The sequence below is a fragment of the Pseudomonas sp. MWU12-2037 genome (genome assembly GCF_023242345.1).
Taxonomy (GTDB): domain Bacteria; phylum Pseudomonadota; class Gammaproteobacteria; order Pseudomonadales; family Pseudomonadaceae; genus Aquipseudomonas; species Aquipseudomonas gingeri_D.
The window spans coordinates 651,882-677,824 of the sequence record NZ_JALLIZ010000001.1; the positions used below are offsets into that span (position 1 = coordinate 651,882).

Annotated in this window: 24 protein-coding genes, 1 tRNA gene and 1 riboswitch; of the genes, 14 read left to right on the forward strand and 11 right to left on the reverse strand. The window is 62.4% G+C overall.

What is annotated here, in order from left to right; genetic code table 11:
* The 4 genes from M5B42_RS02950 to M5B42_RS02965 form a co-directional block, all read right to left on the reverse strand.
* Nucleotides 1–1,332, reverse strand: a complete 1,332-nt coding sequence (locus M5B42_RS02950) for an MFS transporter (RefSeq protein ID WP_248744979.1) — start codon at nucleotides 1,330–1,332, stop codon at nucleotides 1–3.
* Nucleotides 1,333–1,447: 115 nt separating this feature from the next.
* Nucleotides 1,448–2,641 carry an L-2-hydroxyglutarate oxidase gene (gene lhgO / locus M5B42_RS02955; protein WP_248744980.1) on the reverse strand — a complete coding sequence of 398 codons (1,194 nt, stop codon included), beginning with the start codon at nucleotides 2,639–2,641 and terminating at the stop codon, nucleotides 1,448–1,450.
* Nucleotides 2,642–2,748: 107 nt separating this feature from the next.
* Nucleotides 2,749–3,459 carry a FadR/GntR family transcriptional regulator gene (locus M5B42_RS02960; RefSeq protein ID WP_248744981.1) on the reverse strand — a complete coding sequence of 237 codons (711 nt, stop codon included), beginning with the start codon at nucleotides 3,457–3,459 and terminating at the stop codon, nucleotides 2,749–2,751.
* Nucleotides 3,460–3,505: 46 nt separating this feature from the next.
* Nucleotides 3,506–4,411, reverse strand: coding sequence for a LysR family transcriptional regulator (locus tag M5B42_RS02965; RefSeq protein WP_248744982.1), 906 nt, complete (start codon nucleotides 4,409–4,411; stop codon nucleotides 3,506–3,508).
* Nucleotides 4,412–4,525: 114 nt separating this feature from the next.
* On the opposite strand from M5B42_RS02965, the gene M5B42_RS02970 reads away from it, so the two are divergent.
* Genes M5B42_RS02970 through M5B42_RS02980 form a run of 3 tightly spaced genes read left to right on the forward strand, consistent with a single transcriptional unit; the run spans nucleotide 4,526 to nucleotide 7,510 of the window.
* The gene (locus M5B42_RS02970; protein WP_248744983.1) at nucleotides 4,526–5,818 is read left to right on the forward strand and encodes a citrate:proton symporter; all 1,293 of its coding nucleotides are present in this window, start codon (nucleotides 4,526–4,528) and stop codon (nucleotides 5,816–5,818) included.
* Nucleotides 5,819–5,834: 16 nt separating this feature from the next.
* A complete protein-coding gene (locus tag M5B42_RS02975; protein WP_248744984.1) occupies nucleotides 5,835–7,187 on the forward strand; it encodes an acyclic terpene utilization AtuA family protein in 1,353 nt (450 codons plus the stop codon).
* Nucleotides 7,184–7,510, forward strand: coding sequence for a hypothetical protein (locus tag M5B42_RS02980; protein ID WP_177103485.1), 327 nt, complete (start codon nucleotides 7,184–7,186; stop codon nucleotides 7,508–7,510). The genes M5B42_RS02975 and M5B42_RS02980 overlap by 4 nt, the downstream gene beginning before the upstream one ends.
* On the opposite strand, the gene inhA is transcribed toward M5B42_RS02980, so the two are convergent.
* Nucleotides 7,507–8,196 carry an isonitrile hydratase gene (inhA, locus tag M5B42_RS02985; RefSeq protein ID WP_152737485.1) on the reverse strand — a complete coding sequence of 230 codons (690 nt, stop codon included), beginning with the start codon at nucleotides 8,194–8,196 and terminating at the stop codon, nucleotides 7,507–7,509. The genes M5B42_RS02980 and inhA overlap by 4 nt on opposite strands.
* Nucleotides 8,197–8,303: 107 nt before the next feature.
* Here inhA and M5B42_RS02990 point away from each other — a divergent pair, with 107 nt between their 5' ends.
* The 3 genes from M5B42_RS02990 (at nucleotide 8,304) to M5B42_RS03000 (ending at nucleotide 11,432) form a co-directional block, all read left to right on the forward strand.
* Nucleotides 8,304–9,284, forward strand: coding sequence for a GlxA family transcriptional regulator (locus M5B42_RS02990; protein ID WP_248745020.1), 981 nt, complete (start codon nucleotides 8,304–8,306; stop codon nucleotides 9,282–9,284).
* Between the two features lie 192 nt (nucleotides 9,285–9,476).
* Nucleotides 9,477–10,475, forward strand: coding sequence for a response regulator (locus tag M5B42_RS02995; protein WP_103494958.1), 999 nt, complete (start codon nucleotides 9,477–9,479; stop codon nucleotides 10,473–10,475).
* Nucleotides 10,476–10,478: 3 nt separating this feature from the next.
* Entirely contained in the window at nucleotides 10,479–11,432 is a 954-nt protein-coding gene (locus M5B42_RS03000; RefSeq protein ID WP_248744985.1) for a diguanylate cyclase, read from the forward strand.
* A gap of 26 nt (nucleotides 11,433–11,458) precedes the next feature.
* Here the strand turns inward: M5B42_RS03000 and M5B42_RS03005 are convergent, their stop codons facing one another.
* The 3 genes from M5B42_RS03005 to M5B42_RS03015 form a co-directional block, all read right to left on the reverse strand.
* Nucleotides 11,459–13,378, reverse strand: a complete 1,920-nt coding sequence (locus tag M5B42_RS03005; protein ID WP_248744986.1) for a methyl-accepting chemotaxis protein — start codon at nucleotides 13,376–13,378, stop codon at nucleotides 11,459–11,461.
* A gap of 115 nt (nucleotides 13,379–13,493) precedes the next feature.
* Nucleotides 13,494–14,114, reverse strand: coding sequence for a LysE family translocator (locus tag M5B42_RS03010; RefSeq protein ID WP_248744987.1), 621 nt, complete (start codon nucleotides 14,112–14,114; stop codon nucleotides 13,494–13,496).
* 176 nt (nucleotides 14,115–14,290) lie between these two features.
* On the reverse strand, nucleotides 14,291–14,929 hold the full coding sequence (locus tag M5B42_RS03015) for a YebB family permuted papain-like enzyme (protein WP_248744988.1): 639 nt from the start codon (nucleotides 14,927–14,929) through the stop codon (nucleotides 14,291–14,293).
* Nucleotides 14,930–15,042: 113 nt separating this feature from the next.
* Between M5B42_RS03015 and M5B42_RS03020 the strand changes: the two genes are divergently transcribed.
* Together M5B42_RS03020 and M5B42_RS03025 are read left to right on the forward strand one after the other, a co-directional pair.
* Nucleotides 15,043–15,798 (forward strand): helix-turn-helix transcriptional regulator, encoded by a 756-nt coding sequence (locus M5B42_RS03020; RefSeq protein WP_248744989.1) that lies wholly within the window; start codon nucleotides 15,043–15,045, stop codon nucleotides 15,796–15,798.
* A 149-nt stretch (nucleotides 15,799–15,947) separates the two neighbouring features.
* Nucleotides 15,948–16,022, forward strand: a tRNA-Gln gene (locus M5B42_RS03025).
* A 21-nt stretch (nucleotides 16,023–16,043) separates the two neighbouring features.
* Here the strand turns inward: M5B42_RS03025 and M5B42_RS03030 are convergent.
* Nucleotides 16,044–16,517, reverse strand: a complete 474-nt coding sequence (locus M5B42_RS03030) for a helix-turn-helix domain-containing protein (protein ID WP_103499529.1) — start codon at nucleotides 16,515–16,517, stop codon at nucleotides 16,044–16,046.
* 114 nt (nucleotides 16,518–16,631) lie between these two features.
* Here M5B42_RS03030 and fabF point away from each other — a divergent pair, with 114 nt between their 5' ends.
* Complete coding sequence (gene fabF, locus M5B42_RS03035; protein WP_248744990.1) at nucleotides 16,632–17,900, forward strand: beta-ketoacyl-ACP synthase II; 1,269 nt, start codon at nucleotides 16,632–16,634, stop codon at nucleotides 17,898–17,900.
* 132 nt (nucleotides 17,901–18,032) lie between these two features.
* On the opposite strand, the gene M5B42_RS03040 is transcribed toward fabF, so the two are convergent.
* Nucleotides 18,033–18,929, reverse strand: a complete 897-nt coding sequence (locus M5B42_RS03040; RefSeq protein WP_248744991.1) for a DMT family transporter — start codon at nucleotides 18,927–18,929, stop codon at nucleotides 18,033–18,035.
* A gap of 92 nt (nucleotides 18,930–19,021) precedes the next feature.
* On the opposite strand from M5B42_RS03040, the gene M5B42_RS03045 reads away from it, so the two are divergent.
* Nucleotides 19,022–20,353: a PLP-dependent aminotransferase family protein gene (locus M5B42_RS03045; protein ID WP_248744992.1), complete on the forward strand. Its 1,332-nt coding sequence runs from the start codon at nucleotides 19,022–19,024 to the stop codon at nucleotides 20,351–20,353.
* 279 nt (nucleotides 20,354–20,632) lie between these two features.
* On the opposite strand, the gene yghX is transcribed toward M5B42_RS03045, so the two are convergent.
* Nucleotides 20,633–21,520: a YghX family hydrolase gene (yghX, locus tag M5B42_RS03050; protein ID WP_248744993.1), complete on the reverse strand. Its 888-nt coding sequence runs from the start codon at nucleotides 21,518–21,520 to the stop codon at nucleotides 20,633–20,635.
* Between the two features lie 204 nt (nucleotides 21,521–21,724).
* On the opposite strand from yghX, the gene metE reads away from it, so the two are divergent.
* From metE to M5B42_RS03070, 4 genes are all read left to right on the forward strand, one after another.
* The gene (metE, locus tag M5B42_RS03055) at nucleotides 21,725–24,013 is read left to right on the forward strand and encodes a 5-methyltetrahydropteroyltriglutamate--homocysteine S-methyltransferase (RefSeq protein ID WP_248744994.1); all 2,289 of its coding nucleotides are present in this window, start codon (nucleotides 21,725–21,727) and stop codon (nucleotides 24,011–24,013) included.
* A gap of 97 nt (nucleotides 24,014–24,110) precedes the next feature.
* Nucleotides 24,111–24,244, forward strand: a riboswitch (cobalamin riboswitch).
* 33 nt (nucleotides 24,245–24,277) lie between these two features.
* Entirely contained in the window at nucleotides 24,278–24,490 is a 213-nt protein-coding gene (locus tag M5B42_RS03060) for a CbtB domain-containing protein (protein WP_103499523.1), read from the forward strand.
* 15 nt (nucleotides 24,491–24,505) lie between these two features.
* Nucleotides 24,506–25,237 (forward strand): CbtA family protein, encoded by a 732-nt coding sequence (locus tag M5B42_RS03065; RefSeq protein WP_103499522.1) that lies wholly within the window; start codon nucleotides 24,506–24,508, stop codon nucleotides 25,235–25,237.
* A 223-nt stretch (nucleotides 25,238–25,460) separates the two neighbouring features.
* On the forward strand, nucleotides 25,461–25,943 hold a 483-nt coding region (locus tag M5B42_RS03070; protein WP_283099660.1), incomplete at its 3' end, for a POTRA domain-containing protein.

Sequence of the window (25,943 nt, forward strand, 5' to 3'; positions counted from 1 at the left end):
TCAGTTCTTGAAGGCCGAATGCTTCCGGCCTTGGTCGCACAAGGCGAAGACCACCACGCAGACCGCCGCGATCGCCAGGATCAGCGCCACGCCGTCGGTGGAGTGGGTCGCCGAGGCCGAGACCAGTGACAGGGCGCCCAGGGGCGCCAGCCCGCCGGCCACCGCCGTGCCGATTTCCCGTCCGGTGCCAAAGCCCGAGGAGCGGGTCTGGGTCGGGAACTGACGACTGAGGAATGAACCCTGCGGGGCAAACATCATCGGTGCCAGGACCCCGGTGCCGATGCCGATTGCCAGGTAGATCTGCCCGTTTTCACCGCTGCCCAGCAGCATCAGGAAGGGGTAGGCGAACAGCAGCGAAAGCGCCCCGCCGAGAATCAGGACCGCTTTGCTGCTCCAGCGATCGCACAACCAGCCGAAAAACGGCACGGCGACGATGGCCACCAGGCTGGCAAGGGTCACCGACAAAGACGTCACGTGCACATCGACGCCTTTGTACTGGGTGAGGTAGGCCAGGGAAAAAGTCTTGAAGATATAACTCAGGGCGTTGTAGCCGACGGCGACAAAAAACACCACGGCGAGGCCCTTGAGGTCGTTCTTCAGCAGCGCTTTCAACGGCGAGACCTTGGGTTGTGCGCGCTTCTGCTGGTTCAGTTCCTTGAACTCCGGGGTTTCTGGAATGCTGTTGCGTACCCACAGGCCGACACCGACCAGGGCGATGCTGCAGACGAAGGGGATGCGCCAGCCGCCTTCGAGCAGGAACTCATTGCCGTTGAGGGTCAGCAGGTAAATGGTCAGTGATGACAGGAGCAGGCCGAGGTTCAGCCCCAGCGCCGGCCAGGCTCCCTGGCTGCCGCGCTTGCCCTGGGCGGCGTGTTCGTAGGAGGTCACAGCGGCGCCCGAGAGTTCGGCGCCGGCACCCAGGCCCTGGATGATGCGGATTACCACCAGCAGGACCGGTGCCCAGAGGCCGATGGCCGCGTAGCTGGGAATCAGCCCGATAAGCGTGGTGCAGACGCCCATCATGCAGAAGGTCAGGACCAGCACCTGTTTGCGTCCGAACTTGTCGCCCAGGTAGCCGAACAGGATGCCGCCGAAGGGGCGGGCGATAAAGCCGATGGCAAAGGTCGAGAAGGCCAGCAGCGAGGCGGTCTGCGGGTTGCTGGCGTCGAAGAAGATCTTCGAGAAGACAATCGCCGCCATGGTTGCGTAGAGGTAGAAGTCATACCACTCCAGCATCGAGCCGAAGATGGTGGCGGCGGCGACTTTGCGCAGGCGCTTGCGGGTCTGTTGCGGGGTTTCGACGGGGGATCGGGACGCTTCGTATACCGACATCAGTGGTTTCCTTGCAGGTCTTTATAGTTATTTTCAAGTGATCGCTGGTGCGCCCCGTCTGCCTTGGCCGGGCAAACGGAGAGAGCGTACTGCCGTACGCGGGAGGGGTTGCGGGTTAACGGGGGGCGAGCAGGCGGTCGGCAATCATCTCGCCGATCGGCATGGCCGAGGTGGCGGCCGGCGACGGTGCGTTGCAGACGTGGACCATGCGCGGCGTTTCGGCGAACAGGAAGTCATGCACCAGGGTGCCGTCGCGCATTACCGCCTGGGCGCGGATTCCGGCCTCATAGGGCAGCAGGTCATCGAGGACCAGGGACGGGCAGTACTTGCGGCACTGTTCCAGGTAGCCGCGCTTGAACAATGAGTTCTTCATTTCCAGGCTGCCGGAGCCCAGGTTCTGCCACAGGGTTTTCCAGAAACCGGGGAAGCTGGCATATTGCGCGACGTCCCGCCAGTTGACGGAGAACTTCCGGTAGTTCTCCCGGCCCAGCCCCAGCACGGCGTTCGGGCCGACCGTGACGCTGCCGTCGATCATCCGGGTCAGGTGCACACCAAGAAACGGCAGGTCCGGATCGGGAATCGGGTAGATCAGGTGGTTGACGATGTTGTTCTTCGCCGCCGGCAGGCGGAAGTATTCGCCGCGGAAGGGAATGATCTGATGGTCGATGCGGATGCCGGCCAGGCTGGCCAGGCGGTCGGACTGCAAGCCGGCACAGGCCACCAGTTTGCGGGCCTGCCAGACGCGGTCGTGGCTGCTGACGGTGACGTTGTCAGCGTCTTCCTGGATGGCCGTGACCGTGGTGTCGAGCTGGATCTCGCCGTCGGCGGCGCGAATCACCCGGGCCATGGCCTGGCAGACTTCGCGGTAGTCGACGATGCCCGTGGCATCGAGGAACAGTCCGCCGAGGCCGACGATATTCGGTTCGCGCCGCCGCAGTTCGTCAGCATCGAGACGCTCGACGCGCATGCCATTGAGTTGCGAGCGCTCGTACAGGGCTTGCATACGCTGCACTTCCAGGGCCGTGGAGGCCACCAGTAACTTGCCGCAGACCTCGAAGCGGATCCCGTGCTCGCGGCAGAAGTCTTTCGTGGCCTGGGCTCCGCGCTTGCACAGGTCGGCCTTGAGGCTGCCCGGCGCGTAGTAGATGCCGGCATGGATCACGCCGCTGTTGTGGCCGGTCTGGTGACGGGCGAGGGTGGCTTCCTTTTCCAGGATCAGTAGCGAGGCACCGGGCTGGCGCTTGAGCAACTCCATGGCGGTGGCCAGGCCGACGATGCCGCCGCCGATGATGCAGAAGTCATAAATCATGGAGGGAATTCACCTTGTTATTGTTCATGTCTAGTTATCAGGTTGTCAGACTAATGTGGGTAAGCCAAATGGGCCGTGCCGGCCCGTTCGCCGCAGGGCTGATCGGCTCAGTTCATGGGTGGCAGTTCCAACTGCAGGCGTTTGGCCGAAGCCCGCAGGTGCGACTCGGCGCAGGCGGCCGCCGCCTGGCGATTGCCATCGGCGATGGCTTGGTACAGGGCCTGGTGTTCGCGTCCGGCATCCGCCGAGCCGCCGACGGAACGGCTGGCGGAGTTTTCCCAGGCGGTGCGGCGCGCTTCGGCCAACTGACCGCGCAGAAAGTCATGGAAGGCGACGAAATACTCGTTCTTGCTGGCCTCGGCGATGGCCCGGTGAAACGCCACATCGGCCGCGGCCGCCGCATCGAAGTTGGTGCGCTTGTCGTGCATTTCCCGCAGGGCTTGCCGCATGCGTTGCAGGTCCGCCTCGTCGCGTCGTTGGGCGGCAATCGAGGCGGCCTGGGTTTCGATCCACAGGCGCATTTCGAACATCTGCGCCAGATCGGTCTTGCGCCCCTCGCTCTTGGGAAAGCGAAACACCGTGCCGGTCGGGGTCTGGGAAATATACGAGCCGAGCCCGCGCCGGGCGATCAGCACACCATCGGCCTTGAGCTGGGCAATGGCTTCGCGGACCACCGAGCGGCTGACATTCAACTGTTCCGCCAACTGCTGCTCGGTGGGCAGACGCGATTCTGCCGCGAGGCGCCCGGCATCGATTTCCGCGCGAATGGCACTGACCACTCGTTCAACCAGGGAATCAGGGCGTTGAAGTTCCAGCATGAAGGCTAAGCTCGGTAGTCAGGTTGTCAGACAATGCCGGAATGATTCAGGTTTTGTCAAGAACCCGGGTCGGGGCCAGACGTTCCCGGATCAGGGCCACGAAGCACTCGGCGGCGGGGGACAGGGGCTGGCCGCTGCGGCTGATCAGGCCGATCTCGCGGCTGACGCCGGGGTGTTCCACGGGGCGTTTTTGCAGGCCGCTGAGGCCGTCATCCGCCGATTCCGGCAACAGCGCCATGCCCAACCCCTGGCGCACCAACGCCAGGACCGTGGACATGTAGTTGGCTTCCAGCCCCGGGACCAGTGTCAAACCTTGTTCGTCGAACAGTTGCTCGACCCGTTCGCGCACGCTGCTGTCGCGTCCGGTGAGGATCATCGGCTGGCCGCTCAAGTCCGGCAGACTGACGCTTGTCTTGTGCGCCAGCAGGTGTTCGTCGGGCAGGAACAGGCACAAGCGATCGACCATGACCACTTCGAAGTCCAGGCCATGATTGAGCCGGGCCCGTACGCCCAGTCCGAAGTCCACTTCGTTCTCCCGTACCAGGCTGTCGATACGCTGGGCGACCACGTCCCGCAGGCGGATTTCGATACCGGGATAAGCCTGGCGAAACTGTTTGAGCAGCGGCGGCAGGGCGCCCGAGCAGATCGACGGCAAGGCGGCCAGGGTCACCACGCCCCGTTGCAGGCTGGCCAGGTCGCGGGAGCCACTGACGATATTGTCCAAATCCAGCAGCAGTTTCTCCATGGGGCCACGGGCCTGCTGGCCGGCGCCGGTCAGGCTGACCTGGCGCGGGCTGCGTTCCAGCAGGGTGACGCCGAGCCACTCTTCCAACTGCTGGACCTGCACCGTCAGCGCCGAGGGCGACAGGTGCAGCAAGGTGGCGGCGCGGGCGAAGCTACCGGTCTGGGCGACCGTCAGAAAGGCGCGGATATGCTGGACGGCGTTTTTCATTCTGTTTTTCCGAATGCATGGCGGTGAACATTCCAATTTACAAAGCTTAACCGCGTTCCAATACTCTGGGGAAAACAATAACTGTCCGCCCTTGAGCGGTCCCGGAGTCTTCCCATGCTCGCCACCTTGGGTGTCATCACCATCGTCTGTCTGCTTGCGGCTGTCATGAGCAAGCGTCTCTCGCCCCTGGTCGCGCTGATTGCCTTGCCGATCATTGCCGCGCTGCTCGGTGGTTTCGGTCTGCAAACCAGTGCCTTTATCGTCACCGGCATCAAGAACGTCGCCCCGGTGGTGGGCATGTTCGTGTTCGCCATCCTGTTTTTCGGCGTGATGACGGATGCCGGCATGCTCGACCCGATCATCGATCGCATCCTGCGCACGGTGGGCACGCGGCCCACGCGGATTGTCATGGGCACGGCCTTGCTGGCGCTGCTGGTGCACCTCGACGGTTCCGGGGCGGTGACCTTTCTGGTGACCATCCCGGCGATGTTGCCGCTCTATACGCGATTGGGCATCGATCGGCGGATCCTGGCCTGTGTCGCGGCGATGGCCGCCGGGGTGAATTTCCTGCCCTGGACCGGCCCGGTGCTGCGTTCGTCGGCAGCCTTGCACGTGCCGGTGGCGGACCTGTTCCAGCCGTTGATTCCGGTGCAGATCGTCGGTCTGCTGTTTGTCTTCGCCTGTGCCTGGTGGTTGGGCCGGCGTGAAGAGCGGCGTCTGGGCCTGGGCGTGGGTCTGGCCACGGGCCGCGTGCCGAGCCGGGTGATCAGCCAGGAGGCAGAAGCCTTGCGCCGCCCGCGCCTGTTCTGGGCCAACCTGTTGCTGACGGTGCTGGTGATGGCGGTGATGATCGCCGGTTGGGTCGACCCGGTGGTGATGTTCATGCTCGGCACCGTGGTTGCGTTGTGCCTCAACTATCCGAATGTCGACGCCCAGCGTGCTCGCATCGACGCCCATGCCAAGACCGCCCTGACCATGGCCAGCATCCTCCTGGCGGCTGGGGTCTTTACCGGCATCATGCAGGGCACCGGCATGCTCAAGGCCATGGCCGAAGTGGCGGTGGCGCAGATCCCGGCCGGCCACGGCAAGCTGATTCCGGCAGTGGTGGGTTTCCTGTCGATGCCGCTGAGCCTGTTGTTCGATCCGGACTCCTTTTATTTCGGCGTGATGCCGGTGATCGCCGAGGTCGGCAAGGCCTTGGGGGTGGAGCCGTTGCAGGTGGCCCAGGCGTCCTTGCTGGGGGTGCATACCACCGGTTTTCCGGTCAGCCCGCTGACCCCCGCGACCTTTCTGCTGGTGGGGTTGTGCAAGATCGAACTGGCCGATCACCAGCGTTTCACCATTCCTTTCCTGCTCGCCGCCTCGGTGTTGATGACCCTGACGGCGTTGCTTCTGGGCATCTTTTGATAGGAGGGACCTTGCGATGAAAACCTTGCGTATAGGCTCCGGTGCCGGCTATTCGGGCGACCGCATTGAACCGGCGGTGGAACTGGCGGCCAGGGGCGAGCTGGATTACCTGGTGTTCGAGTGCCTGGCCGAACGGACCATTGCCCTGGCACAACAGGCCCGGCTCAGTGATCCCGAGGGCGGTTACGACCCCTTGTTGCGTGAGCGGATGGAGCGCGTGCTGCCCTTCGTCGGCGGCGCTGGGCGGCGCCTGCGGATCATCACCAATATGGGCGCGGCCAATCCCCTGGCCGCCGCGCGGGAGGTCCGGCGGATCGCCATCGAGCTGGGTTTGCCCGAGCTCAAGATTGCCGCGGTGACCGGTGACGACGTGCTTGAGGTGCTGCGTGCCGAACCGAGCCGTTGGCTGGACAACGGCTTACGGGTCGAGCAGTTGGGCGAGCGACTGGTCTGCGCCAATGCCTATCTGGGGGCGGAAGGCATTGTCCAGGCCCTTGCGGCCGATGCCGATGTGGTGATCACCGGCCGCGTGGCCGATCCATCGTTGTTTCTCGCGCCGCAGTGCTTCGAGTTCGGCTGGGCGGCGGACGATTGGCCGCGCCTGGGCCGTGGCACCCTGGTCGGCCATCTGCTGGAGTGCGCGGGGCAGATCACCGGCGGTTACTTTGCCGACCCGGGCGTCAAGGAGGTGCCGGACCTGGCGCGCCTGGGCTTTCCCCTGGCGGAAGTGGATGCCGAGGGCCGGGCGACCATTACCAAGGTTGTGGGTAGCGGCGGCCGGGTGGACGTGGCGACTTGCACGGAGCAGTTGCTCTATGAGGTGCATGACCCGGCGGCCTACCTGACGCCGGATGTCACGGCGGATTTTCAGGGCGTGAGTTTTGTCGAAGAGGGCGCGGACCGGGTCGGCGTGCAGGGGGCGAGCGGGCGCCAGCGTCCGGAGATGTTGAAGGTCTCGGTCGGTTACCTGGACGGTTGGATCGGTGAAGGGCAGATGTCCTACGGTGGTCCGGGCGCCTTGTCCCGGGCACGGCTGGCGCGGGAGATTGTCTTGCAGCGCCTGGAAATCATCGGTGTGAAAACTGAAGAGGTCCGTGCGGAGCTGATCGGCGTTGATGCCCTGTATGGCGAAGCGCTGAGTGCGCGAGGGCAGGGTGAACCCTGGGAAGTGCGCTTGCGGGTGGCGGCGCGTTGTGTCGATCGGGCCGATGCGCTGCGTGTCGGTAATGAAGTAGAGACGCTGTACACCAACGGTCCGTCCGGCGGTGGCGGTGCGAGCAAGAGTGTGCGGCAGGTGGTAGCGGTGGCGTCGCTGCTGCTGCCACGGGAAAACCTGATGGCTACGGTACATCTGGAGGAACGCTCATGAGTGGTCTTGAATTGCGCGCCTTTGCCCATTCGCGCACCGGCGACAAAGGCGACACCTCGAATATCTCGGTGATCGCTTATCGGGCCGAGGACTACCCCGGGTTATGCGAATGGCTGACGGCCGAACGGGTGGCGGACTACTTTGCGCCCTTGCTCGATCCGGCAGCCGGACCGGTACGGCGTTATGCAGTACCGGGCGTGCGGGCCTTGAATTTCGTCTTGCCGGGCATCCTCCGTGGCGGAGTGACCCGCTCCCTGGCGCTGGATGCCCACGGCAAGAGCCTGGGCTCGGCGTTGCTGGATCTGCCGTGGGAGCGCGATTAACCCGCTTGTTGCAAACGCCGGGCGACACGTTCGGTGATCAGAGCGCGCTGCTTTTGCGGTTCCGCCACCCGCTGCAGGGCAATGGCCAGCACGTCCGCGGGCGCCGTCTCCGGGCTGCCGGCGTTGAACGGCGGTGCCGGTGCGTATTCCAGCTGCAACTGGATCGCCTGGGCCTCTTGTGCCCCCACCAGTTCGGCGACCAGGGTCAGGGCAAAATCGATCCCGGCGGTGATGCCGCCGCCGGTCAGCAGGTTGCCGTCACGTACCACACGGTCTTTCACGGGGATGGCACCGAGAGGCGCCAGCAGGTCGTGATAGGCCCAGTGCGTGGTGGCCTTGCGACCTTGCAACAGCCCGGCGGCACCCAGTACCAGGGAACCGGTGCAGACCGAGGTGATATAGCGTGCCTGGGCGGCCTGTCGGACGATGAACGAGAGGGTCTCGGCATCTTCCATCAAGGGGCCTACCCCGGCACCGCCCGGAATGCAGATCACGTCCAGGGGCGGACAGTCTTCGAACGTCGTCGTCGGCGTAAAGACCAGGCCGGTACTGGAGGTGACGGGGGCCAGGTCTTTCCAGATCAGGTGGATCCGCGCATCCGGCAGCGAGAACAGGACGTCGTAGGGGCCGGTAAGGTCCAGCTGTTGGACTTTGGGGAACAACAGAAAGCCGATATGCAGCGTCATGGCGATAGCTCCTTGGAAGTGGATAAACGGGTCCGGCGAGGCTGGACGAACCTACTTTAGTTTCGTAGGCTTTGGCGTATCCGCCATTGACCCCACGTTTCACGCCAATCCCCATGAATACCCCCAGAACGATCCGTATCCTGGCTTTTCCCAATGTGCAGGTGCTCGATGTCACGGGGCCGTTGCAGGTCTTTGCCTCGGCCAACGACCTGGCCCGTGCCGAGGGCCTGCCGCCACCTTATGCCGTGAGCGTCATTGCCGACCAACGCGAACCGGTGATGAGTTCGGCGGGGCTGGCCCTGGTGGCTGATCCTTTGCCGGCGACGGGGGTGTCGTGCGACACCCTGATCATCTCCGGTGGTTGGGGGACTTACGCGGCCGCCGAGGACCCGGCGCTGGTGGCCTGGGTACGCCAGCAGGCCAGTTGCGCACGCCGGGTCGCTTCGGTCTGCACCGGGGCTTTCCTGCTGGCGGCCAGTGGCTGGCTGGACGGGCGGCGGGTGGCCACCCACTGGACCCGCTGCGAACAGTTGGCCGCGCAGTACCCGCGGGTGCGGGTCGAGCCCAATCCGATTTTTATCAACGACGGCCCGGTCTGGACGTCGGCGGGGGTGACGGCAGGCATCGATTTGTCCCTGGCCCTGGTTGAAGCGGACCTGGGGCGCCCCGTGGCGCTGGAGGTCGCCCGGCATCTGGTGGTGTTCCTGAAGCGTCCGGGCGGGCAGTCGCAATTCAGCGCCACCTTGTCCTTGCAGAAGGCCGGCAGCCGCTTTGGCGACTTGCAGGCCTGGATCGTCGAGCACCTGGCGCAGGACCTGTCGATCCCGATCCTGGCGCAGCAGGCGGGCATGAGCGAACGCAGTTTTGTCCGTCACTACCGCGCCGAAACCGGGCAGACGCCGGCCCGGGCCATCGAGCAGATCCGCGTGGAAAGCGCTCGGCGCCTGCTGGGGGACACCGCGATGCCGATCAAGCGGATTGCTACCCGCTGCGGTTTCGGCAGCGAGGAAACCCTGCGCCGCAGCTTTCTGCGGGCCATGAGCATCACGCCGCAGGCCTATCGCGAGCGCTTTTCGCTGCGGCCATAAAACGCCCGTTGGGTGACACCGTCGATCCACTTAGTTGACCTAAGCCATCCCCTGAGGCTCGATTGCGCCTAAGCTGTTGGAATATCGGACGTAGTTCTCAATAAAACCTATACGCTGAGCATGTTTTGTAAAACTTATGGCATCATGCCATTAATGCTTTCCCTGATACCCCAATAAGATGAGCACCGGTCTGTGTCAGTGATTCCCCTACTTGTGTGTGATGACTCCAACATGGCCCGTAAGCAGGTTTTACGGGCGCTGCCGGCAGAGTGGCAGGTCTCGATTACCCAGGCCAGTGATGGCCGGCAGGGGATGGAGGCCATCCGCAAGGGTCTGGGGCAAGTGGTGCTGCTCGACCTGACCATGCCGGAAATGGATGGCTATCAGGTGCTCTCGGCGATTCGTGCCGAAGGGTTGCAGGCACAGGTGATCGTGATCTCCGGTGACGTCCAGGAAGAGGCCGTGCGCCGGGTGCACGAATTGGGGGCGCTGGCGTTCCTGAAAAAGCCTTTCGACCAGGACGAGCTGCGCGAGACCCTCGACGGACTGGGGCTGCTCAATGCCCCCGGTCCGGCGCCGTTGGCCGCTCGCCCTGAACCGACGGCCGAAATCAGCTTTCGCGACGCCTTTCGCGAAACGGTCAACGTGGCCATCGGTCGTGCGGCGGCGCTGATCGCCAAGGTGCTGGGGGTGTTCGTGCACTTGCCGGTGCCGAACGTGAATATCCTCGAAGTGGGCGAGTTGCACATGGCGCTGATGGATGCCGGCAACGGCAACCAGCTCACCGCCATTTGCCAGGGCTTTATCGGCAGCGGCATTGCCGGCGAAGCCCTGCTGATGTTCCATGACTCGGAAATCGCCGACATGGCGCAGTTGATGCAGCGTCAGGGCACCGAGTATTCGGATCTGGAAATGTTGCTGGACCTCTCCAGCGTGCTGATCGGCGCCTGCCTGAGCAGTATTGCCGAGCAGATCGACGTGGTGTTTTCCCAGGGCCACCCACAGATTCTCGGGCAGCACGCGGCCATCGACGAACTGATCCGGGTCAACCAGCAGCGCTGGAAAAAGACCTTGGCGGTAGAAATCAGCTACAGCCTGGAAGGGCACGATATTCATTTCGACTTGCTGTTGTTGTTCACGGAAGACTCCATCCAGCGGTTGACCGACAAACTCGCCTACCTGATGAGCTGAGCCATGAACGACACTCTCGATCTGAACGAGTTTCACTGGTTGCTGGCGATTGTCCAGAGCATCGACGTCGGCGTGGTGGTACTGGACCGCGACTATTGCGTGCAGGTCTGGAACACCTTTATGGAAAACCGTTCCGGGGTGCAGCCCAAGGACGCCAGCGGTCAGTCCTTCTTCAGCCTGTTTCCCGAAGTCGATCGCGAATGGTTCAGCCGCAAGGTGGAGAGTGTCGCGACCCTGGGCACGCCGGCGTTCACCATCTGGGAGCAGCGGCCTTACCTGGTGCGGTTCAAGAACTACCAGCCGATCACCGGCCAGGAAGACTTCATGTACCAGAACACCACGTTGCTGCCGTTGCGTTCCACCAACAGCACCATCACCCATATCTGCCTGGTGATCTATGACGTCACCGACGTGGCCACCAACCGCCATCAGCTCCAGGCGGCCAATGCCAAGTTGCAGAAACTCTCCAGCACCGACCGCCTGACGGGCCTGTACAACCGTGGGCACTGGGAGGAAAGCCTCAAGGCCGCCTATGCCCGGAACCAGCGCTATGGCAATGCCACGAGCCTGGTGATGTTCGATATCGACCACTTCAAGCGGGTCAACGACACCTATGGCCACCAGGCCGGGGACAAGGTCATCGAGCACGTGGCCGATCTGGTCCGCGAGCATGTGCGCGACAGCGACGTGGCCGGACGTTATGGCGGTGAGGAGTTTGGCGTGGTGCTGTCGGACACCGACAAGGCCGGCGCACGCTTTTTTGCCGAGCGTTTGCGCAAGGCCATCGAAGCCCTGGAAGTCGTGCACGAAGGCCAGAGCATCCGCTTCACCATCAGCCTAGGGGTGGCCGACCTGAGCCAACCTTCAATCAGTCATGCCGACCTGATCGCCTGGGCGGACCAGGCCTTGTATGCGTCGAAGAAGGGCGGGCGTAATCGGGTGACGGTCTACGAGTAAACCGACCCGATCCGCTCTGCCATTTCTCAGAGTGTGAATTTTCCTACCAGCGTCTGCAGGTGAACCCCCAGCCGGGCGAGTTCGATGCTGGACGCTGCTGTTTCCTCACTGGCTGCCGAGGTCTGTTCGGAAATCTGGCGGACGTTGGTCACGCTACGGTTGATCTCTTCCGCCACCGCGCTCTGCTGCTCGGCGGCAGTGGCGATCTGATGGTTCATCGATTCGATGGCCTGGACCGACTGGGTGATACCGTCCAGCGAAACGCCGGCCCGACGCGTGAATTCGACACTGCTTTGCGCCAGTGTGCGGCTGCTCTCGAGGCTGCTGGCGACCTTTTCGGTACCGTTGTGCAGCCCGCTGATCAGTTGTTCGATTTCTTCGGTCGAGGTCTGGGTCCGTTGTGCCAGGCTACGCACTTCATCGGCCACCACCGCGAAGCCGCGCCCGGCTTCTCCGGCCCGCGCCGCTTCGATCGCGGCGTTCAAGGCCAGCAGATTGGTCTGCTGGGCGACGGACTTGATGACATCGAGAACGCTACCGATCTTGTCGCTTTCCTGCTTGAGGTCGCCCATGGCCGTAGTCGAGTGATTGACCTCGTGGGCCAGTTTGTCGATCTGGTTCATGGCCTGGCCAAGCACTTCGCCACCTTCGCGGGCTTCGCGGGTTGCGCTGACGGCGGCCGTGGAGGCCTGTTCGGCGTTGCGCGCGACTTCCTGGACGGTTGCGGCCATTTCGTTCATGGCCGTGGCGACCTGGTCGGTTTCCTGTCGCTGGTTGTTCACACCGGCACTGGTTTGCTCGGTGACTGCCGACAGTTCCTCGGCGGCACTGGCAATCTGTATGACGCCTTCACGCAGGCCGCCGATCAATTCCCGCAGGTTGAGCGTCATACGCTGCATGCTCAGTTGCAGTGCACCCAGTTCGTCGCGACGTGACACCGTGACGTTGGCGCTCAGGTTGCCGGCGGCGACCTGCTCGGCCCGACGCAGGGTTTCCGCCAGCGGGCCGACGATCAGGCGGGTGATGGTCCAGGCGGCGATGATGCCGAGCAGCAAGGCGGCGAGAAAGGCACCTGCCAGCCAATTGCGGGCGTTGAGGACGTCAGCGAGACTCTGTTCGGCCTGGTTCTGCGCCAATTGCTTGTTCGCCGCGAAGAGAGTGGCGATGTCATCGTTGAGCAGCGCCTGGATTTTTTCCGCCCTGACCTGGGCCTCGGCGAACTGGCCGACGGTGGCGCGATAGCCGGCCATTGATTGTTGCAGGCGCTGCAGGCTTTCAGGCGGGGCCGATGGCAGCAACTCGTTGAGGGTCTTTATATAAGCGCCGGCCTGGTCGATGGCCTCTTTGGCCGGTTGTTCAAGCTCGGCTTTCAGGCTGTAGCTGTAGCCTCGGAGTTGAAACCTTGCCTGCTGGACCAGCATCTGCGCGTTGACCACGGCGTCGATCTGGGCCTGATTGCCGCTCGCCGAGGCGGCGCTGTCCTTGAGCTTTTGCAGTTCGGCCACGGCGGCGTCGGCATGATTGCCAAACACGGCGCGCGTCGCATCGCGGGCCTGGATGGCCTGGCTGAAATCGTTGAAGTGAGTGCGATAGCGTTTGACCGATTCGCCGGCAGATTCGATCTGCGCAAGATCTCGCGGGGCCACGAAGGTCGAGCGGTTCTCGGCAAGGTGGCTGTCGAGACTGTCCAGGAGCTTGACCACGTTCGCGGCATGCTGTGGGTCGGCGGTCAGTGTGTAGGACAGGCGCCCGATGCGCACGTCCTTGGCCAGATCGTTCAGCTTGGCGATATCCAGGATTCGGTCACTGCGGTTGCTGAGTGACTGGATACCCAACCAACCGGTGATTGCAATCAACAGGGTCAGCAGTATGACCACGCCGAATCCTATGGCGAGCTTGGTCCTGACGCTGATGTTTTCCAGCATCCTGTTGATGGGTGCAAGCATTGAGCAATCTCCTCCATATCAAACCGCAAATATGAGGGCTTTTCCGCCCTCTAACAGGTTAGATCGGCCGGAACACTCAAAGCTTGATGTGTGGAGGCGGGGCGCTCGGGAATGCTCAGGCTCTGCGCGCCATCAGCAGCACCGAAGCCGCCCCTGACAACAGCACCGCGCAACCTCGGTTGAACAGGCGTTTGCCCTTGGGTTCGGCGAACCAGCGACGCATATGCACACCCATATAGGCGTAGGCGCTGATGGCGATCAATTCCAGCATCAGGAACAGGGCGCCGAGTACGGCGAACTGGGCGGAGATGCCCTGGGTCGGGTCGATGAACTGGGGGAGGAAGGCGGTGAAGATAAGGATGGCTTTTGGGTTACCGGCCGCGACCAGGAACTCCTGGCGGGCGAGGGCGCGCAGGCTGGCGGGGGCGCTTTGGGCGCGGATGTCGGCATCGGGGTTGGCGCGCCAGAGCTGGATGGCGAGGTAGATCAGATAGGCCGCGCCGAGAATCTTGATGCCATAGAACAGCAGCTCCGAGGTCTGCAGCACCACCGCCAGGCCCGCGGAGGCCAGGGCGATCATGCCGGCAAATGCCAGCAAGCGGCCGAAGCCCGCCAGGCAAGAGGTGCGAAAGCCATAACGGGTCGAGTTGCTCACCGAGAGCAGGTTGTTCGGGCCAGGAGCCATGTTCAGGGCGAAGCACGCCGGTATAAACAGGATCAGTGTCGGCAGGTTCATGGCAGGCTCCGGGATCGAGAGGCGGGAAAGCTCGACAATAACGTCAAGCCTTGGCCGGATGCCAGTGCGCCAAAGGCTTTCCTGATCTGTACCTGAGACTTGTCACGCAGGTGTACGGCAGGTCGGCATTAACAACCCCGTTTTGCGCAAGGTTGCGCTGCTCCCAAGGCATCTCCTTATGCGTCGAAAATGACGCGTAAATGCGGGCTTCGCAGTACGCTTGCCGGCGTCACGGTATGCCGTTGCCATGGAATCCGGCCGAAGTACCAGAAGCGCCAGAAGGCAAGCTTCGGATCGGGGTTGTCCCGTAATAACGTGGCGAACGTCTCCACGTCGCCGAGCTGGATGGCCGTCGCTTCCTGGATGACTTCACGCACGAAGCGGGAGCAGAACTGGCGTCGTGAGCCGATATTGAAACCGGTGTCGTAGAAGGTCCCCATCCGGCTCTCGGCCGCGCTCACCAGCTCGCTGCGCTGCCGCTCATTGAGCGGCGCGGTCAGCCTCGCGACTGCGCAGCGTCGGTGCTCGGAGCGCTCCAGGAAACGCGTCATCGGCGTGGTTCGGGCAAAAGGAAAAGTGCTCTCCGCAATCAGGGGATCATCGCCACGGTTACCGACGACGATGCCTACATGGTTGGTCCATGAGTTCGTGGCGTTGGCCACTTCGAGGAAGGGGCGCGCGGTGACGCGGATAAAAACCAGGTCGCCGATTTGCAGATCACCCACCGGTGGTCCTGCGACAGGCAACTCGACGTGCGCACTTCCTTGCACCCCCTTCGAACGTATGACGCTGTTCATTGCGCTGCTAATGGACATGCTGGCCTCCTTGTTCTCTTGAAGGGCCAGTATGGGGGGAGGGTGCATATTTCACACCTTTATCCTTTGCATTTCCTTATGCTGATACCTTCAGTATCGGATTCCAATACTTAATGACTCCAATTACCCAGCTCATCGCGACGATCAAGCAGCGCCTCAAGTCAGCGGGAATGACCTATCGCGACGTTGCCCAGGCGCTGGACCTCTCGGAACCCAGCGTGAAACGGCTGTTGGCCAGCGGACGGCTGACGGTCGAGCGCCTTGCCCAGTTCTGTGACCTGCTGGGGCTGACGATGGCGGAACTGCTTCAGGAGTCCGAAGCATCGGCACCGCGTCTGCAAATGCTGACCCATGAACAGGAAGCGCAACTGGTCTCAAATGAGAAGCTGCTGTTGGTGGCCGTGTGTGCGTTGAACCAATGGTCACTGGAGGACATGGTGTCGGCCTATCACCTGTCGAAGGCCGAGTGCATCAAGCACTTGCTGGTGCTGGAGCGGATGGGGCTTGCGGATCTGAAGCCGGGCAACCGTATCCGGCTGCTTGTCGCACGAGATTTTGACTGGCTGCCGGACGGACCTATCCGGCACTTCTTTGTGCAACAGGGGCTACCCGATTTTATGGCCAGCCGCTTCGACCTTGCTGACGAGACCCTGGACTTTGCCCATGGCATGTTGACGAAGGCGGCGTACGCCCAGTTGCAGGTCGAAATGCACAGGTTGCGCGGCAAGCTGGCAGCGCTTCACGGCGAATCCCTGAGCGCACCCTTGTCCGAGAAGCGCGGCACGGCGCTGCTGCTGGCCATGCGTGTCTGGGAGCCACAGGCGTTCAGAAAGCTCAAACGGCGAGTACCCGACCGCGCTCAAGAATAAGTGGCTGTTTTAAAACAAATTTGTTTACCTTGGGGCTTCCCAGGCGAGGCGAAAGTTGATAAATTTCCGCGCACTCCTGCAGTGACCCTTCTCGGGTTCGCAAGCTGCAAGATCAAAAGCGAGTGTCAAGCATTCGTCGCAACAGCTACAGGGGCGTCGCCAAGCGGTAAGGCAGCAGGTTTTGATCCTGCCATGCGTTGGTTCGAATCCAGCCGCCCCTGCCATTTTCCTTCTCGTACCTAAGATCATGCCAGCCGCTGGCGCATCTGCTCACTGGCAGCCGGCCCGGCCTGTACTGTGCTACGGTCCAACGGCACCGGACGTCCATCGGCGATATCCGCCATCATCAATTGCAACGGTCGTCCGCTCCCGCGTTCGACGATCTGCACGCTTTCGCCTTCCGGCGCGTAATGGCGATTGCCCCATTCGACAAACGCCATCAGCACCACGCGAAAATCCTCGCCCTTGGCCGTCGGCACATATTCATGGCGCAGCGGACGCTGGCTGTAGGGCTGACGTTCGAGCAGGCCCGCATCCACCAGCCCATTCAGGCGCCGGGTCAGCATATTCGGGGCAATCTCCAGGCTACGGGAGAATTCGTCGAAGCGTTTCAGGCCATGCAGGGCATCGCGCATGATCAGGATATTCCACCACTCGCCCACGCGCTCAAGGCTGCGGGCTACCGGGCATTCGGCATGGCTCAGGGTCTTGCGTTGCATGGGGGCTCCTGTCGGGGCGCGCGGATATTTGTGAGGCGGGTATGTTACTTTCATGATGATAGTAGCGTCCACAAGCCATTACCTCACTCAAGAAACGGAAGGAGTTGGATCGTCATGAGCAAACGCATTGTCGTCACGGGCATGGGCGCACTGACCCCGTTGGGCTGTGGAGTCGAACAGGTCTGGCAGCGCCTGCTGGCCGGCCAGTCCGGTATCCGACAGTTGCCGGCGGAGTTGATCGGCGACCTGTCGATCAGTATCGGCGGCCAGGTCCAGGACCGTGCCCAGGACCCGGAAGCCGGCTTCGATCCGGATCAACTGCTGGCGGCCAAGGAGCAGCGCAAGATGGACCGTTTCATCCTGTTCGCCCTGGCGGCGGCGGATGAGGCCCTGGCCCAGGCCGGCTGGGCTCCCGATTCCCCGGAGGCGCAGGAACGCACGGCAACCATCATTGCTTCCGGTGTCGGCGGTTTTCCCGCCATCGCCGAAGCGGTGCGCACCACGGACAGCAAGGGACCGAGGCGTCTGTCGCCGTTCACCATCCCTTCGTTTCTCAGCAATATGGCGGCCGGTCACGTCTCGATCCGCTACGGTCTCAAGGGGCCATTGGGTGCTCCGGTGACCGCCTGTGCCGCCGGCGTCCAGGCCATCGGCGATGCGGCCCGGATGATCCGTGCGGGGGAGATCGACGTGGCGGTCTGCGGTGGTGCGGAAGCGTGCATCCACAGGGTCAGCCTGGCCGGGTTCGCGGCGGCCCGGGCACTTTCAAGTGATTACAACGAGACGCCGCAGCTCGCCTCCCGGCCCTTCGATCAGGCCCGCGATGGTTTTGTCATGGGAGAGGGCGCCGGCCTGCTGGTGATCGAGGAGTTGGAGCATGCCCTGGCCCGCGGTGCCAAACCCCTCGCCGAGTTGGTGGGTTACGGCACCAGTTCCGATGCCTACCATATGACCGCCGGACCGGAAGATGGCGACGGTGCTCGCCGTGCCATGCAGCAGGCATTGCGCCAGGCCGGTATCGAGCCGTCCCAGGTCCAGCACCTGAATGCACACGCCACCTCGACCCCAGTGGGCGACAAGGGCGAGTTGGCGGCCATCAAGGCGGTGTTCGGGACAGCGGGTGGTCCGGCCATCAGTTCGACCAAATCCGCCACGGGGCATCTGTTGGGGGCTGCGGGTGGGATCGAGGCGATCTTCACGGTTCTGGCATTGCGTGATCAGGTGGCACCGGCAACGCTCAATCTGGATAACCCCGATGAGCTCGCCGAAGGTCTTGATCTGATTCGTGGTCAGGCCCGGCAGTTGCCCATGGAGTACGCGCTCTCCAATGGCTTCGGTTTTGGTGGGGTCAATGCCAGCGTGTTGTTCAAGCGCTGGGTGTAGGGCGGGAGATACCGTCTTCAGGTCAACGCGGTCAATGTAGGAGCCCGGCTTGCCGGCGATGGCAGCCGGATGATCGATGCAGGGCTTGAGGGCCTTATCGCTGGCAAGCCAGGCTCCTACAAGGGACTGCGTTTATTTGGAGAATTTTCTCGCGCCGGCCACGCAAAGAATCACCGCCACCGTGACCCCCAGCATGCCCAGGCTGACGTGCTCGTGGAGTAAAGTCGCCGCCAGGGCCAAGCCGAAAAACGGCTGCAAAAGCTGCAACTGTCCCACGGCGGCAATCCCGCCCTGGGCCAGCCCGCGATACCAGAACACAAAACCGATCAGCATGCTGAACAGCGAGACATACGCCAGGCTCAACCAGGCCGGTGGGCTGATCCCCGTGAACGAGGCGGGTGTGAGCAATCCCGTCAGCACGAGCATCACCGGCAGCGACAATACCAGCGCCCAGGAAATCACCTGCCAGCCTCCCAGCGTCCGTGAGAGTTTCGCCCCTTCGGCATAACCCAGACCGCAGACCAGCACCGCCAGCAGCATCAGGATATCGCCCCGGGGCGAGGCGTTCAGTCCCTGGGACACGGCGAACCCCACCACCAGCAGACTCCCCAGCACGGAAAAGAACCAGAACACCGGCCGGGGCCGCTCGCCGCCGCGCAGTACACCGAAGACCGCGGTTGCCAGCGGCAACAAACCGAGGAAAACAATGGAGTGCGCCGAGGTCACGTACTGCAAGGCCAGTGCCGTCAATAACGGAAAGCCGAGCACCACGCCGATGGCTACCACCAGCAGGGACAGCAGTTGGCTGCGGTCAGGGCGCTTCTCCCTGAACAGCAACAGCAGGCACAGCGCCAGAACCCCGGCGATGCTCGCCCGGGCCACGGTCAGAAACACCGGGTCGAACTCCAGCACCGCCACCCGTGTCGCGGGTAGCGAGCCGCTGAAGATCAACACACCGATAAATCCATTGAGCCAGCCGCTGGTATTTTTGGCCAGCGCCGGGGTGTTCAGGGGCGAGGTTCGTTCCATTTTCGCTTCACGCTCAAGGTTCGGGTTGCTTGAGGCGCATGCTATGACTGAATATTGATACAATCAAAATATTGTCATGGATACATCTGCCGATGCCCCGTTCCCGGTATAAGTCACTGGTTGACGTTTTTGCCGCCGATATCCGCTCGGGGCGCTTGCCGCCTGGCGCTCGGCTGCCCACCCATCGCCAGTTGGCCGCCACCCACGGTCTGGCCCTGGTGACGGCCAGTCGGGTCTATGGGGAGCTTGAAGCCATGGGCCTGGTCAGCGGGGAAACGGGGCGCGGCACCTTTGTCCGGGAGACGTCCCTGCCTTCCGGCCTGGGCATCGACCAGCCCGACGTTACCCAGGGGATGGTCGATCTCAACTTCAACTATCCCTCGTCGCCGGGGCAGGCCGAGCAGTTGCGCACGGCCTTGCGCCAGTTGGCGTTGTCCGGCGACCTGGAGTCCTTGCTGCGCTACCATCCCCATGCCGGGCGCCTGCACGAGCGGGCAGCGGTCGCCCGTCACCTGGCGGCGCGTGGGTTGAGGGTGACGGCCGAGCAGGTGCTGATTGTCAGCGGTGCCCAGCATGGTTTGACGGTGATCCTGATGGCGTTTCTGCAACCCGGGGATGTGATCGCCGCGGACGCCTTGACCTATCCCGGATTCAAGGTGTTGGCGCAGGCCCTGCACCTTGAGATCGTGCCGATTCCCGTTTCCGACCAGGGGCCGGATCTCGATGCCCTGGAGCAGCTCTGCCGCAGCCGTCCGGTACGTGCCGTCTACAGCATGCCGACCCTGCACAACCCGATGGGCTGGGTGATGGCGGCCGATCAGCGCGAACAGTTGGTGTCGATTGCACGTCAGCATGATCTGTTGATTATCGAGGATGCGGCCTATGCCTACCTGGCGGAGAAAGCGCCGCCGCCGTTAGCCGAGCTGGCGCCGGAAAGGACGCTCTACGTTTCCGGTCTGTCCAAGAGCGTGGCCGCCGGTTTGCGGGTGGGGTTTGTCGCGGCACCGATATCGCGGGTGGCGGCGTTGGAGCGCACCATCCGGGTGACCACCTGGAACACGCCGGGGGTGTTGACGGCGATTGCCACCGCCTGGATCGAGGATGGCACCGTTGCCCGGCTCGAGGTGCAAAAGCGCAAGGATGCCCAGGCCAGGCAGGCCATGGCCGACGAGTTGTTGGGCGGTCTGCACACCGTTCGCCATCGGTCTTCGTTCTTTCTCTGGCTGCCCCTGCCGGAAGAGGTACGGGCTGATCAGATCGCCATGGCGCTGATGCGCGAACAGATTTCGGTGTCCACCGCCGAGCCTTTTGCGACCTCCGTGCAGGTGCCGCATGCGATTCGCCTGGCCTTGGGTTCCGTGGACATGGAGACCCTTCGGGTGGCGCTGGTGAAAGTGCAGCGGGTGCTCGGCCCGCTGTTCTGATCCGTATTTTTCATCGTCATCTGCCTCTGTAATGTATTCGGCCCACGACCGACAATGAACCTACGGATCAGCCTTGTGCATATGCCCGGGGCTACAGCCTGTGATGCCGGGCCACGACCTCTGTTTGCTCTGCTCCGTAAACTCATTACGCACTCCGCGTTATGCGCTGACCTTATAGTTGAGGAGGCCTTATGGCCAAGATGGCGATGTTCCTGGGTGGATTTCTCATACTGACAATTGCGATTGGCCTCCTGGCCACGATTTCTCCGACATAACCCCCTAGACCAGATAGCGCCGGAACCACCCCAGGGTCCTGTCCCAGGCCAGCTTGGCGGCCGCCTCGTCGTATCTCGGTGTGGAGTCGTTGTGAAAACCGTGGTTAACCCCGGCGTAGATATGCGCCTCATAGACCTTGCCGGCGGCTTTTAATGCCTGCTCATAGGCCGGCCAGCCGTCGGTGATCGCCTTGTCCAGTTCGGCGTAGTGCAACAGCAGGGGCGCCTGGATCCGTACCACTTCCTCGGCCTTTGGCTGACGGCCATAGAAGGGCACGGCGGCGCTGAGTTCCGGATAGGCCACGGCGGCGGCATTGGCGACCCCACCGCCATAGCAGAAGCCGGTGATGCCGACTTTGCCGGTGGTGCTGTCGTGGTGCATCAGCCATTCGATGGCGGCGAAAAAGTCATTCATGAGCTTTTCCGGGTCGACGGTCAGTTGCAGCTCCCGGCCTTTTTCGTCATTGCCGGGATAGCCGCCGACCGATGACAGGCCATCCGGGGCCAGGGCGATAAATCCGGCCTTGGCCACCCGCCGGGCAACGTCTTCGATATAGGGATTGAGCCCACGGTTTTCATGCACGACCACCACAGCGGGCACCTTGCCGCTGGCCTTGGCCGGACGCACCTGATAAGCCCGCACCTGCCCATTGCCCTTGGGGGAGGGGTAGGTGATGTATTCGGCGACGATGTCCGGGTCGGTAAACGACACCTGTTCGGCCAGCGCATAGTTCGGGCTCAACGCCGCCAGCAGGCTGCTGGCGGCGAGGCCACCGAGGGTGAACTTTGCCGAACGATCAAGAAACTCCCGGCGGTTGATCTTGCCGTGGACATAGTAGTCGTACAGCTCAAGCAGTTCAGGGGCAAAGTCTTTCGCGGTGAGACGTTCCATCTGGGCGCTACCTTTCGAGTGGTCCGGGTTACGGCCCAGTGTAGAACCTAAAGGCGGGTATTCGGGCTTGAGCGGCTTTCATATGGGTAATATTGATTTATGATCATGAGTGAAACTTGTGATCATCAATATTAAAATGAGTTTGTCTCAGTATGTGCTGAATGTCGACAATGGCTCCCATCGAACATATTGGAGTTTTTTGTCATGGCACTGGCCCATTCCCTAGGATTTCCGCGCATTGGCCGCGACCGCGAGCTGAAGAAAGCTCAAGAAGCCTTCTGGAAAGGCGAACTGAACGAAGCGGGTCTGCGTGCCGTGGGCAGCGAGCTGCGCAAGGCCCACTGGGACCTGCAGAAGAAAGCCGGTGTCGAGCTGCTGCCGGTCGGCGACTTCGCCTGGTACGACCAGGTGCTGACCCACTCGCTGATGTTCGGTGTGATCCCGGAGCGTTTCCGTCCGCACGACGGCAAGATCTCCCTGCAAACCCTGTTCGGCATGGCCCGTGGCGTCAGCGACAGCTGCTGCGGCGGTGCCCATGCCCAGGAAATGACCAAGTGGTTTGACACCAACTACCACTACCTGGTGCCGGAGTTCAGCGCCGACCAGCAGTTCCAGCTTGGCTGGGACCAACTGTTTGAAGAGGTCGAAGAGGCACTGGCACTGGGTCACAACGTCAAGCCGGTGGTGATCGGTCCGCTGACTTACCTATGGTTGGGCAAGGCCAAAGGTGGCGATTTCGACAAGCTCGATCTGCTAGATCGCCTGTTGCCGCTGTACGGTCAGATCTTCCAGCGCCTGGCGGCCCAAGGCGTCGAGTGGGTGCAGATCGACGAGCCGATCCTGGTCCTGGACCTGCCGCAGGAATGGAAAAACGCCTTTGAGCGGGCCTATAACCTGATTCAGCGCGATCCACTGAAGAAGCTGGTTGCCACCTACTTCGGCGGCCTGGAAGAGAACCTCGGCCTGGCGGCCAATCTGCCGGTCGACGGTCTGCACATCGACCTGGTTCGTGCCCCTGAGCAATACCCGACCATCCTCGATCGTCTGCCTGCTTACAAGGTACTGTCGCTGGGCCTGGTCAACGGCCGTAACGTCTGGGGTTGCGACCTGGAAAAAGCCCTGGCGGTCTTGCAACACGCCAATGAGCGCCTGGGCGATCGCCTGTGGGTCGCGCCTTCCTGTTCGTTGCTGCACAGTCCGGTCGACCTGGGCCGTGAAGACAAGCTGGACGCCGAACTGAAGAGCTGGCTGGCCTTTGCCGTGCAGAAGTGTGAAGAGGTGGCGATTCTGGCCCGTGCCATCAACGAACCCGAAGCGGCTCCAGTCCTGGAAGCACTGGCCAGGAGCCGTGCGGTTCAAGCCAGCCGTGCCGCCTCGCCGCGCATCCACAAGCCGGCTGTGCAGGCTCGCGTTGCCGCGATCACCGCCAAGGACAGCCAGCGTCACTCGGTGTTCGCTACCCGTATCGAGAAGCAGCGCGCCGGCCTGGACCTGCCGCTGTTTCCGACCACGACCATCGGTTCGTTCCCGCAAACGGCGGCCATCCGCCTGGCGCGTCAGTCGTTCAAGCAAGGCAAGTTGAGCGAAGCCGAATACACCGAAGCGATGCAGAGCGAGATTCGCCACGCTGTCGAGTTCCAGGAGCGCCTGGGCCTGGACGTGTTGGTGCACGGTGAAGCCGAGCGTAACGACATGGTCGAGTACTTCGCCGAGCAACTCGAGGGTTATGTCTTCAGCCGCTTTGGCTGGGTCCAGAGCTACGGTTCCCGTTGTGTGAAACCGGCGGTGATCTTCGGCGACCTGAGCCGTCCGAAAGCCATGACCGTGGAGTGGATCCGCTACGCCCAGGGCCTCACCGACAAAGTGATGAAGGGCATGCTGACCGGCCCCGTGACCATGCTGATGTGGTCCTTCCCCCGCGAGGATGTGTCCCGTGAAGTGCAGGCTCGTCAACTGGCCCTGGCCATTCGTGACGAAGTGGTGGACCTGGAAACCGCTGGCATCAAGATCGTGCAGATCGACGAAGCGGCGTTCCGCGAAGGTCTGCCGCTACGCCGGGCGCAATGGCAGCACTACCTGGACTGGGCCACCGAGGTCTTCCGTCTGTGCGCGTCCGGTGTGCGTGACGAAACCCAGATCCATACCCACATGTGCTACAGCGAGTTCAACGATGTGATCGAGTCCATTGCGGCCATGGATGCCGACGTCATCACTATTGAAACCTCGCGTTCGGACATGGAACTGTTGGAGGCGTTCGAAGCCTTCGCTTACCCGAATGAAATCGGGCCGGGCGTCTACGACATCCACTCGCCACGGGTTCCGGATGCTTCGGAAATGGCCAACCTGCTGCGCAAGGCCGCCCAGCGTATTCCCGCCGAGCGTCTGTGGGTCAACCCTGATTGCGGTCTGAAAACCCGCGGCTGGCCGGAAACCGAGGCTGCCCTGGTGCATATGGTCAGCGCCGCCCGCCAACTGCGTGCAGAACTGGGGTGATGCGCTAAGCCCTGCGCCTGAAGTACCTGCCGGAGTCTGTCAGCGTGCTCCGGCTTTTTTATGGCTGCTGTCAGCCGGAGTGCGTACACTGCCGGGGTTCTATCGCTTTTTCACTAGAGCGTTTTACAACTCGTTCAGAAACAGGAAGCCGGTTGAAATCCGGCGCGGTCGCGCCACTGTATTCGTCTGTTTATCAGGCGTAAGCCAGACCCTGTTTCTCCAATCCGTAATCCGTACTGGGACGCGTCTTCCCTGGAGGTTCATATGGCTTATAACGCTGCTACGCAGACCGATGTTTCCCTGCCCACCATTCCGTTGGGCGAAATCCTTCCCTGGGCCATTTTTGGCGGCCTGCTGTTGATGCTGGCGATTTATTTCGTCGGTGCGGAGCAGGGCGCGACGGCTTTGTTCAAGGGTATGTATGTCCACGAATTCGTGCACGACGGACGCCACCTGCTTGGTTTCCCCTGCCACTGATTCAAGGAACATGACATGACCGGTCAATTATTGATTCGCGGCATGCTGGTGGGCTTGCTCGCCGGCATTCTTGCCTTTGGCTTTGCCAAAGTGTTTGGCGAGCCGCAAATCGACAAGGCGATTGCCTTCGAAGAACACATGGCGCACATGCACGGTGATGCTCCGGAAGAAGAGGAGCTGGTGAGCCGCGAGGTGCAGAGCACTTTCGGTTTGTTCACCGGTGTGGTGGTGTACAGCGTTTCCCTGGGCGGGATCTTCGCCCTGGTGTTTGCCTATTCCCTCGGGCGTGTCGGCAAGATCGGCCCGCGTGGCCTGGCTGCGCTACTGGCGCTGGCGGCCTTCGTCACGCTGATTCTGGTACCCGGGCTGAAATACCCGTCCAATCCGCCGTCAATTGGCGATCCGGAAACCATCGCGCAGCGCACCAAGCTGTTCTTCCTGATGTTGCTGGTGTCGGTGATTGCGGCGGTGATTGCGATCAATGCCGCGCGTAAGCTGATCCCGGCCCTCGGCATCTGGAGCGGCTCGATCCTGGCGGTAGGGTTGTACATTCTGATCATGGCGGTTGCCGGTGCTCTGTTTCCGACCATCAATGAAGTGCCGCAGGCTTTCTCGGCGGTCCTGCTGTGGAAGTTCCGCGTGGCCTCCCTGGGCATCCAGCTGGTGCTCTGGACCACCGTAGGCCTGACGTTTGGCTGGTTGGCCGAGCGCAAGCTGAATCTGCCCGGGTTCTCCACCCGCGCTTGAAGTTGAAGAGCGGTGCCGTGCAAACGGCACTGCTTGAACCCTGTCATCCCTCTGTTCCGCCCCTTCCAGAGCCTTGCCAATCAATGCGCCAGCGGCTTTTGCTTGTTTGGCGCCAGTTGTGTCGAAAATGAAATAATTCGCAACAATTCGTTGACGTCATGATTTTGCCTGTCTAGCATCGCGACATTATTTTGATATCAAGCTCTGCTTCGAGGGATCGAACATGTCTCAACTCGTCTTCGGGACGAGGCTGTGTCTTGCGTTGTTGTGCATTTGTGCCCTGAATACCGCTCACGCTGCCCCCCTTACACCCGGTGATACGGACCTGATCCGTGATCGTCAGGACCGCCTGCTCGAAGAGCAGCGCCGCCGTCTCGAAGAGCTCAAGGACCTGCCCGGTAAAGCGGCGGCTCCGGTAGCACCAACGGCCCCAGCCGATACCCGCTGTTTCCCGATCAAGAGCGTTGACCTGCAAGGGGCGAATGCCCTGTCCGCGGGCGAGCGCGAACGCCTGCTCAAACCTTACATTGGCCAGTGCCTGGGCGTGCCGCAGCTCAATGAGTTGCTCAAGGTCATCACCGATCGCTATATCGAAAAAGGCCTGGTCACCAGCCGCGCCTACTTGCCGCAACAGGACCTGTCCACGGGCAACCTGAAAGTGCTGGTGGTCGAGGGCAAACTCGAAGGTTTGAAAGGCGCCGACGGT

What these genes read in the sequence shown, in the direction of transcription:
- M5B42_RS03005 (WP_248744986.1), bottom strand. Translation starts at nt 13,378, where the DNA reads ATGCTTGCACCCATCAACAGGATGCTGGAAAACATCAGCGTCAGGACC.
- M5B42_RS03020 (WP_248744989.1), top strand. Translation starts at nt 15,043, where the DNA reads ATGACTCCAATTACCCAGCTCATCGCGACGATCAAGCAGCGCCTCAAG.
- M5B42_RS02970 (WP_248744983.1), top strand. Translation starts at nt 4,526, where the DNA reads ATGCTCGCCACCTTGGGTGTCATCACCATCGTCTGTCTGCTTGCGGCT.
- M5B42_RS02980 (WP_177103485.1), top strand. Translation starts at nt 7,184, where the DNA reads ATGAGTGGTCTTGAATTGCGCGCCTTTGCCCATTCGCGCACCGGCGAC.
- M5B42_RS03060 (WP_103499523.1), top strand. Translation starts at nt 24,278, where the DNA reads ATGGCTTATAACGCTGCTACGCAGACCGATGTTTCCCTGCCCACCATT.
- M5B42_RS03015 (WP_248744988.1), bottom strand. Translation starts at nt 14,929, where the DNA reads ATGTCCATTAGCAGCGCAATGAACAGCGTCATACGTTCGAAGGGGGTG.
- M5B42_RS03010 (WP_248744987.1), bottom strand. Translation starts at nt 14,114, where the DNA reads ATGAACCTGCCGACACTGATCCTGTTTATACCGGCGTGCTTCGCCCTG.
- M5B42_RS03000 (WP_248744985.1), top strand. Translation starts at nt 10,479, where the DNA reads ATGAACGACACTCTCGATCTGAACGAGTTTCACTGGTTGCTGGCGATT.
- inhA (WP_152737485.1), bottom strand. Translation starts at nt 8,196, where the DNA reads ATGACGCTGCATATCGGCTTTCTGTTGTTCCCCAAAGTCCAACAGCTG.
- M5B42_RS02975 (WP_248744984.1), top strand. Translation starts at nt 5,835, where the DNA reads ATGAAAACCTTGCGTATAGGCTCCGGTGCCGGCTATTCGGGCGACCGC.
- fabF (WP_248744990.1), top strand. Translation starts at nt 16,632, where the DNA reads ATGAGCAAACGCATTGTCGTCACGGGCATGGGCGCACTGACCCCGTTG.
- M5B42_RS02965 (WP_248744982.1), bottom strand. Translation starts at nt 4,411, where the DNA reads ATGAAAAACGCCGTCCAGCATATCCGCGCCTTTCTGACGGTCGCCCAG.
- M5B42_RS02960 (WP_248744981.1), bottom strand. Translation starts at nt 3,459, where the DNA reads ATGCTGGAACTTCAACGCCCTGATTCCCTGGTTGAACGAGTGGTCAGT.
- M5B42_RS03040 (WP_248744991.1), bottom strand. Translation starts at nt 18,929, where the DNA reads ATGGAACGAACCTCGCCCCTGAACACCCCGGCGCTGGCCAAAAATACC.
- metE (WP_248744994.1), top strand. Translation starts at nt 21,725, where the DNA reads ATGGCACTGGCCCATTCCCTAGGATTTCCGCGCATTGGCCGCGACCGC.
- M5B42_RS02950 (WP_248744979.1), bottom strand. Translation starts at nt 1,332, where the DNA reads ATGTCGGTATACGAAGCGTCCCGATCCCCCGTCGAAACCCCGCAACAG.
- M5B42_RS03045 (WP_248744992.1), top strand. Translation starts at nt 19,022, where the DNA reads ATGCCCCGTTCCCGGTATAAGTCACTGGTTGACGTTTTTGCCGCCGAT.
- lhgO (WP_248744980.1), bottom strand. Translation starts at nt 2,641, where the DNA reads ATGATTTATGACTTCTGCATCATCGGCGGCGGCATCGTCGGCCTGGCC.
- M5B42_RS03065 (WP_103499522.1), top strand. Translation starts at nt 24,506, where the DNA reads ATGACCGGTCAATTATTGATTCGCGGCATGCTGGTGGGCTTGCTCGCC.
- yghX (WP_248744993.1), bottom strand. Translation starts at nt 21,520, where the DNA reads ATGGAACGTCTCACCGCGAAAGACTTTGCCCCTGAACTGCTTGAGCTG.
- M5B42_RS03030 (WP_103499529.1), bottom strand. Translation starts at nt 16,517, where the DNA reads ATGCAACGCAAGACCCTGAGCCATGCCGAATGCCCGGTAGCCCGCAGC.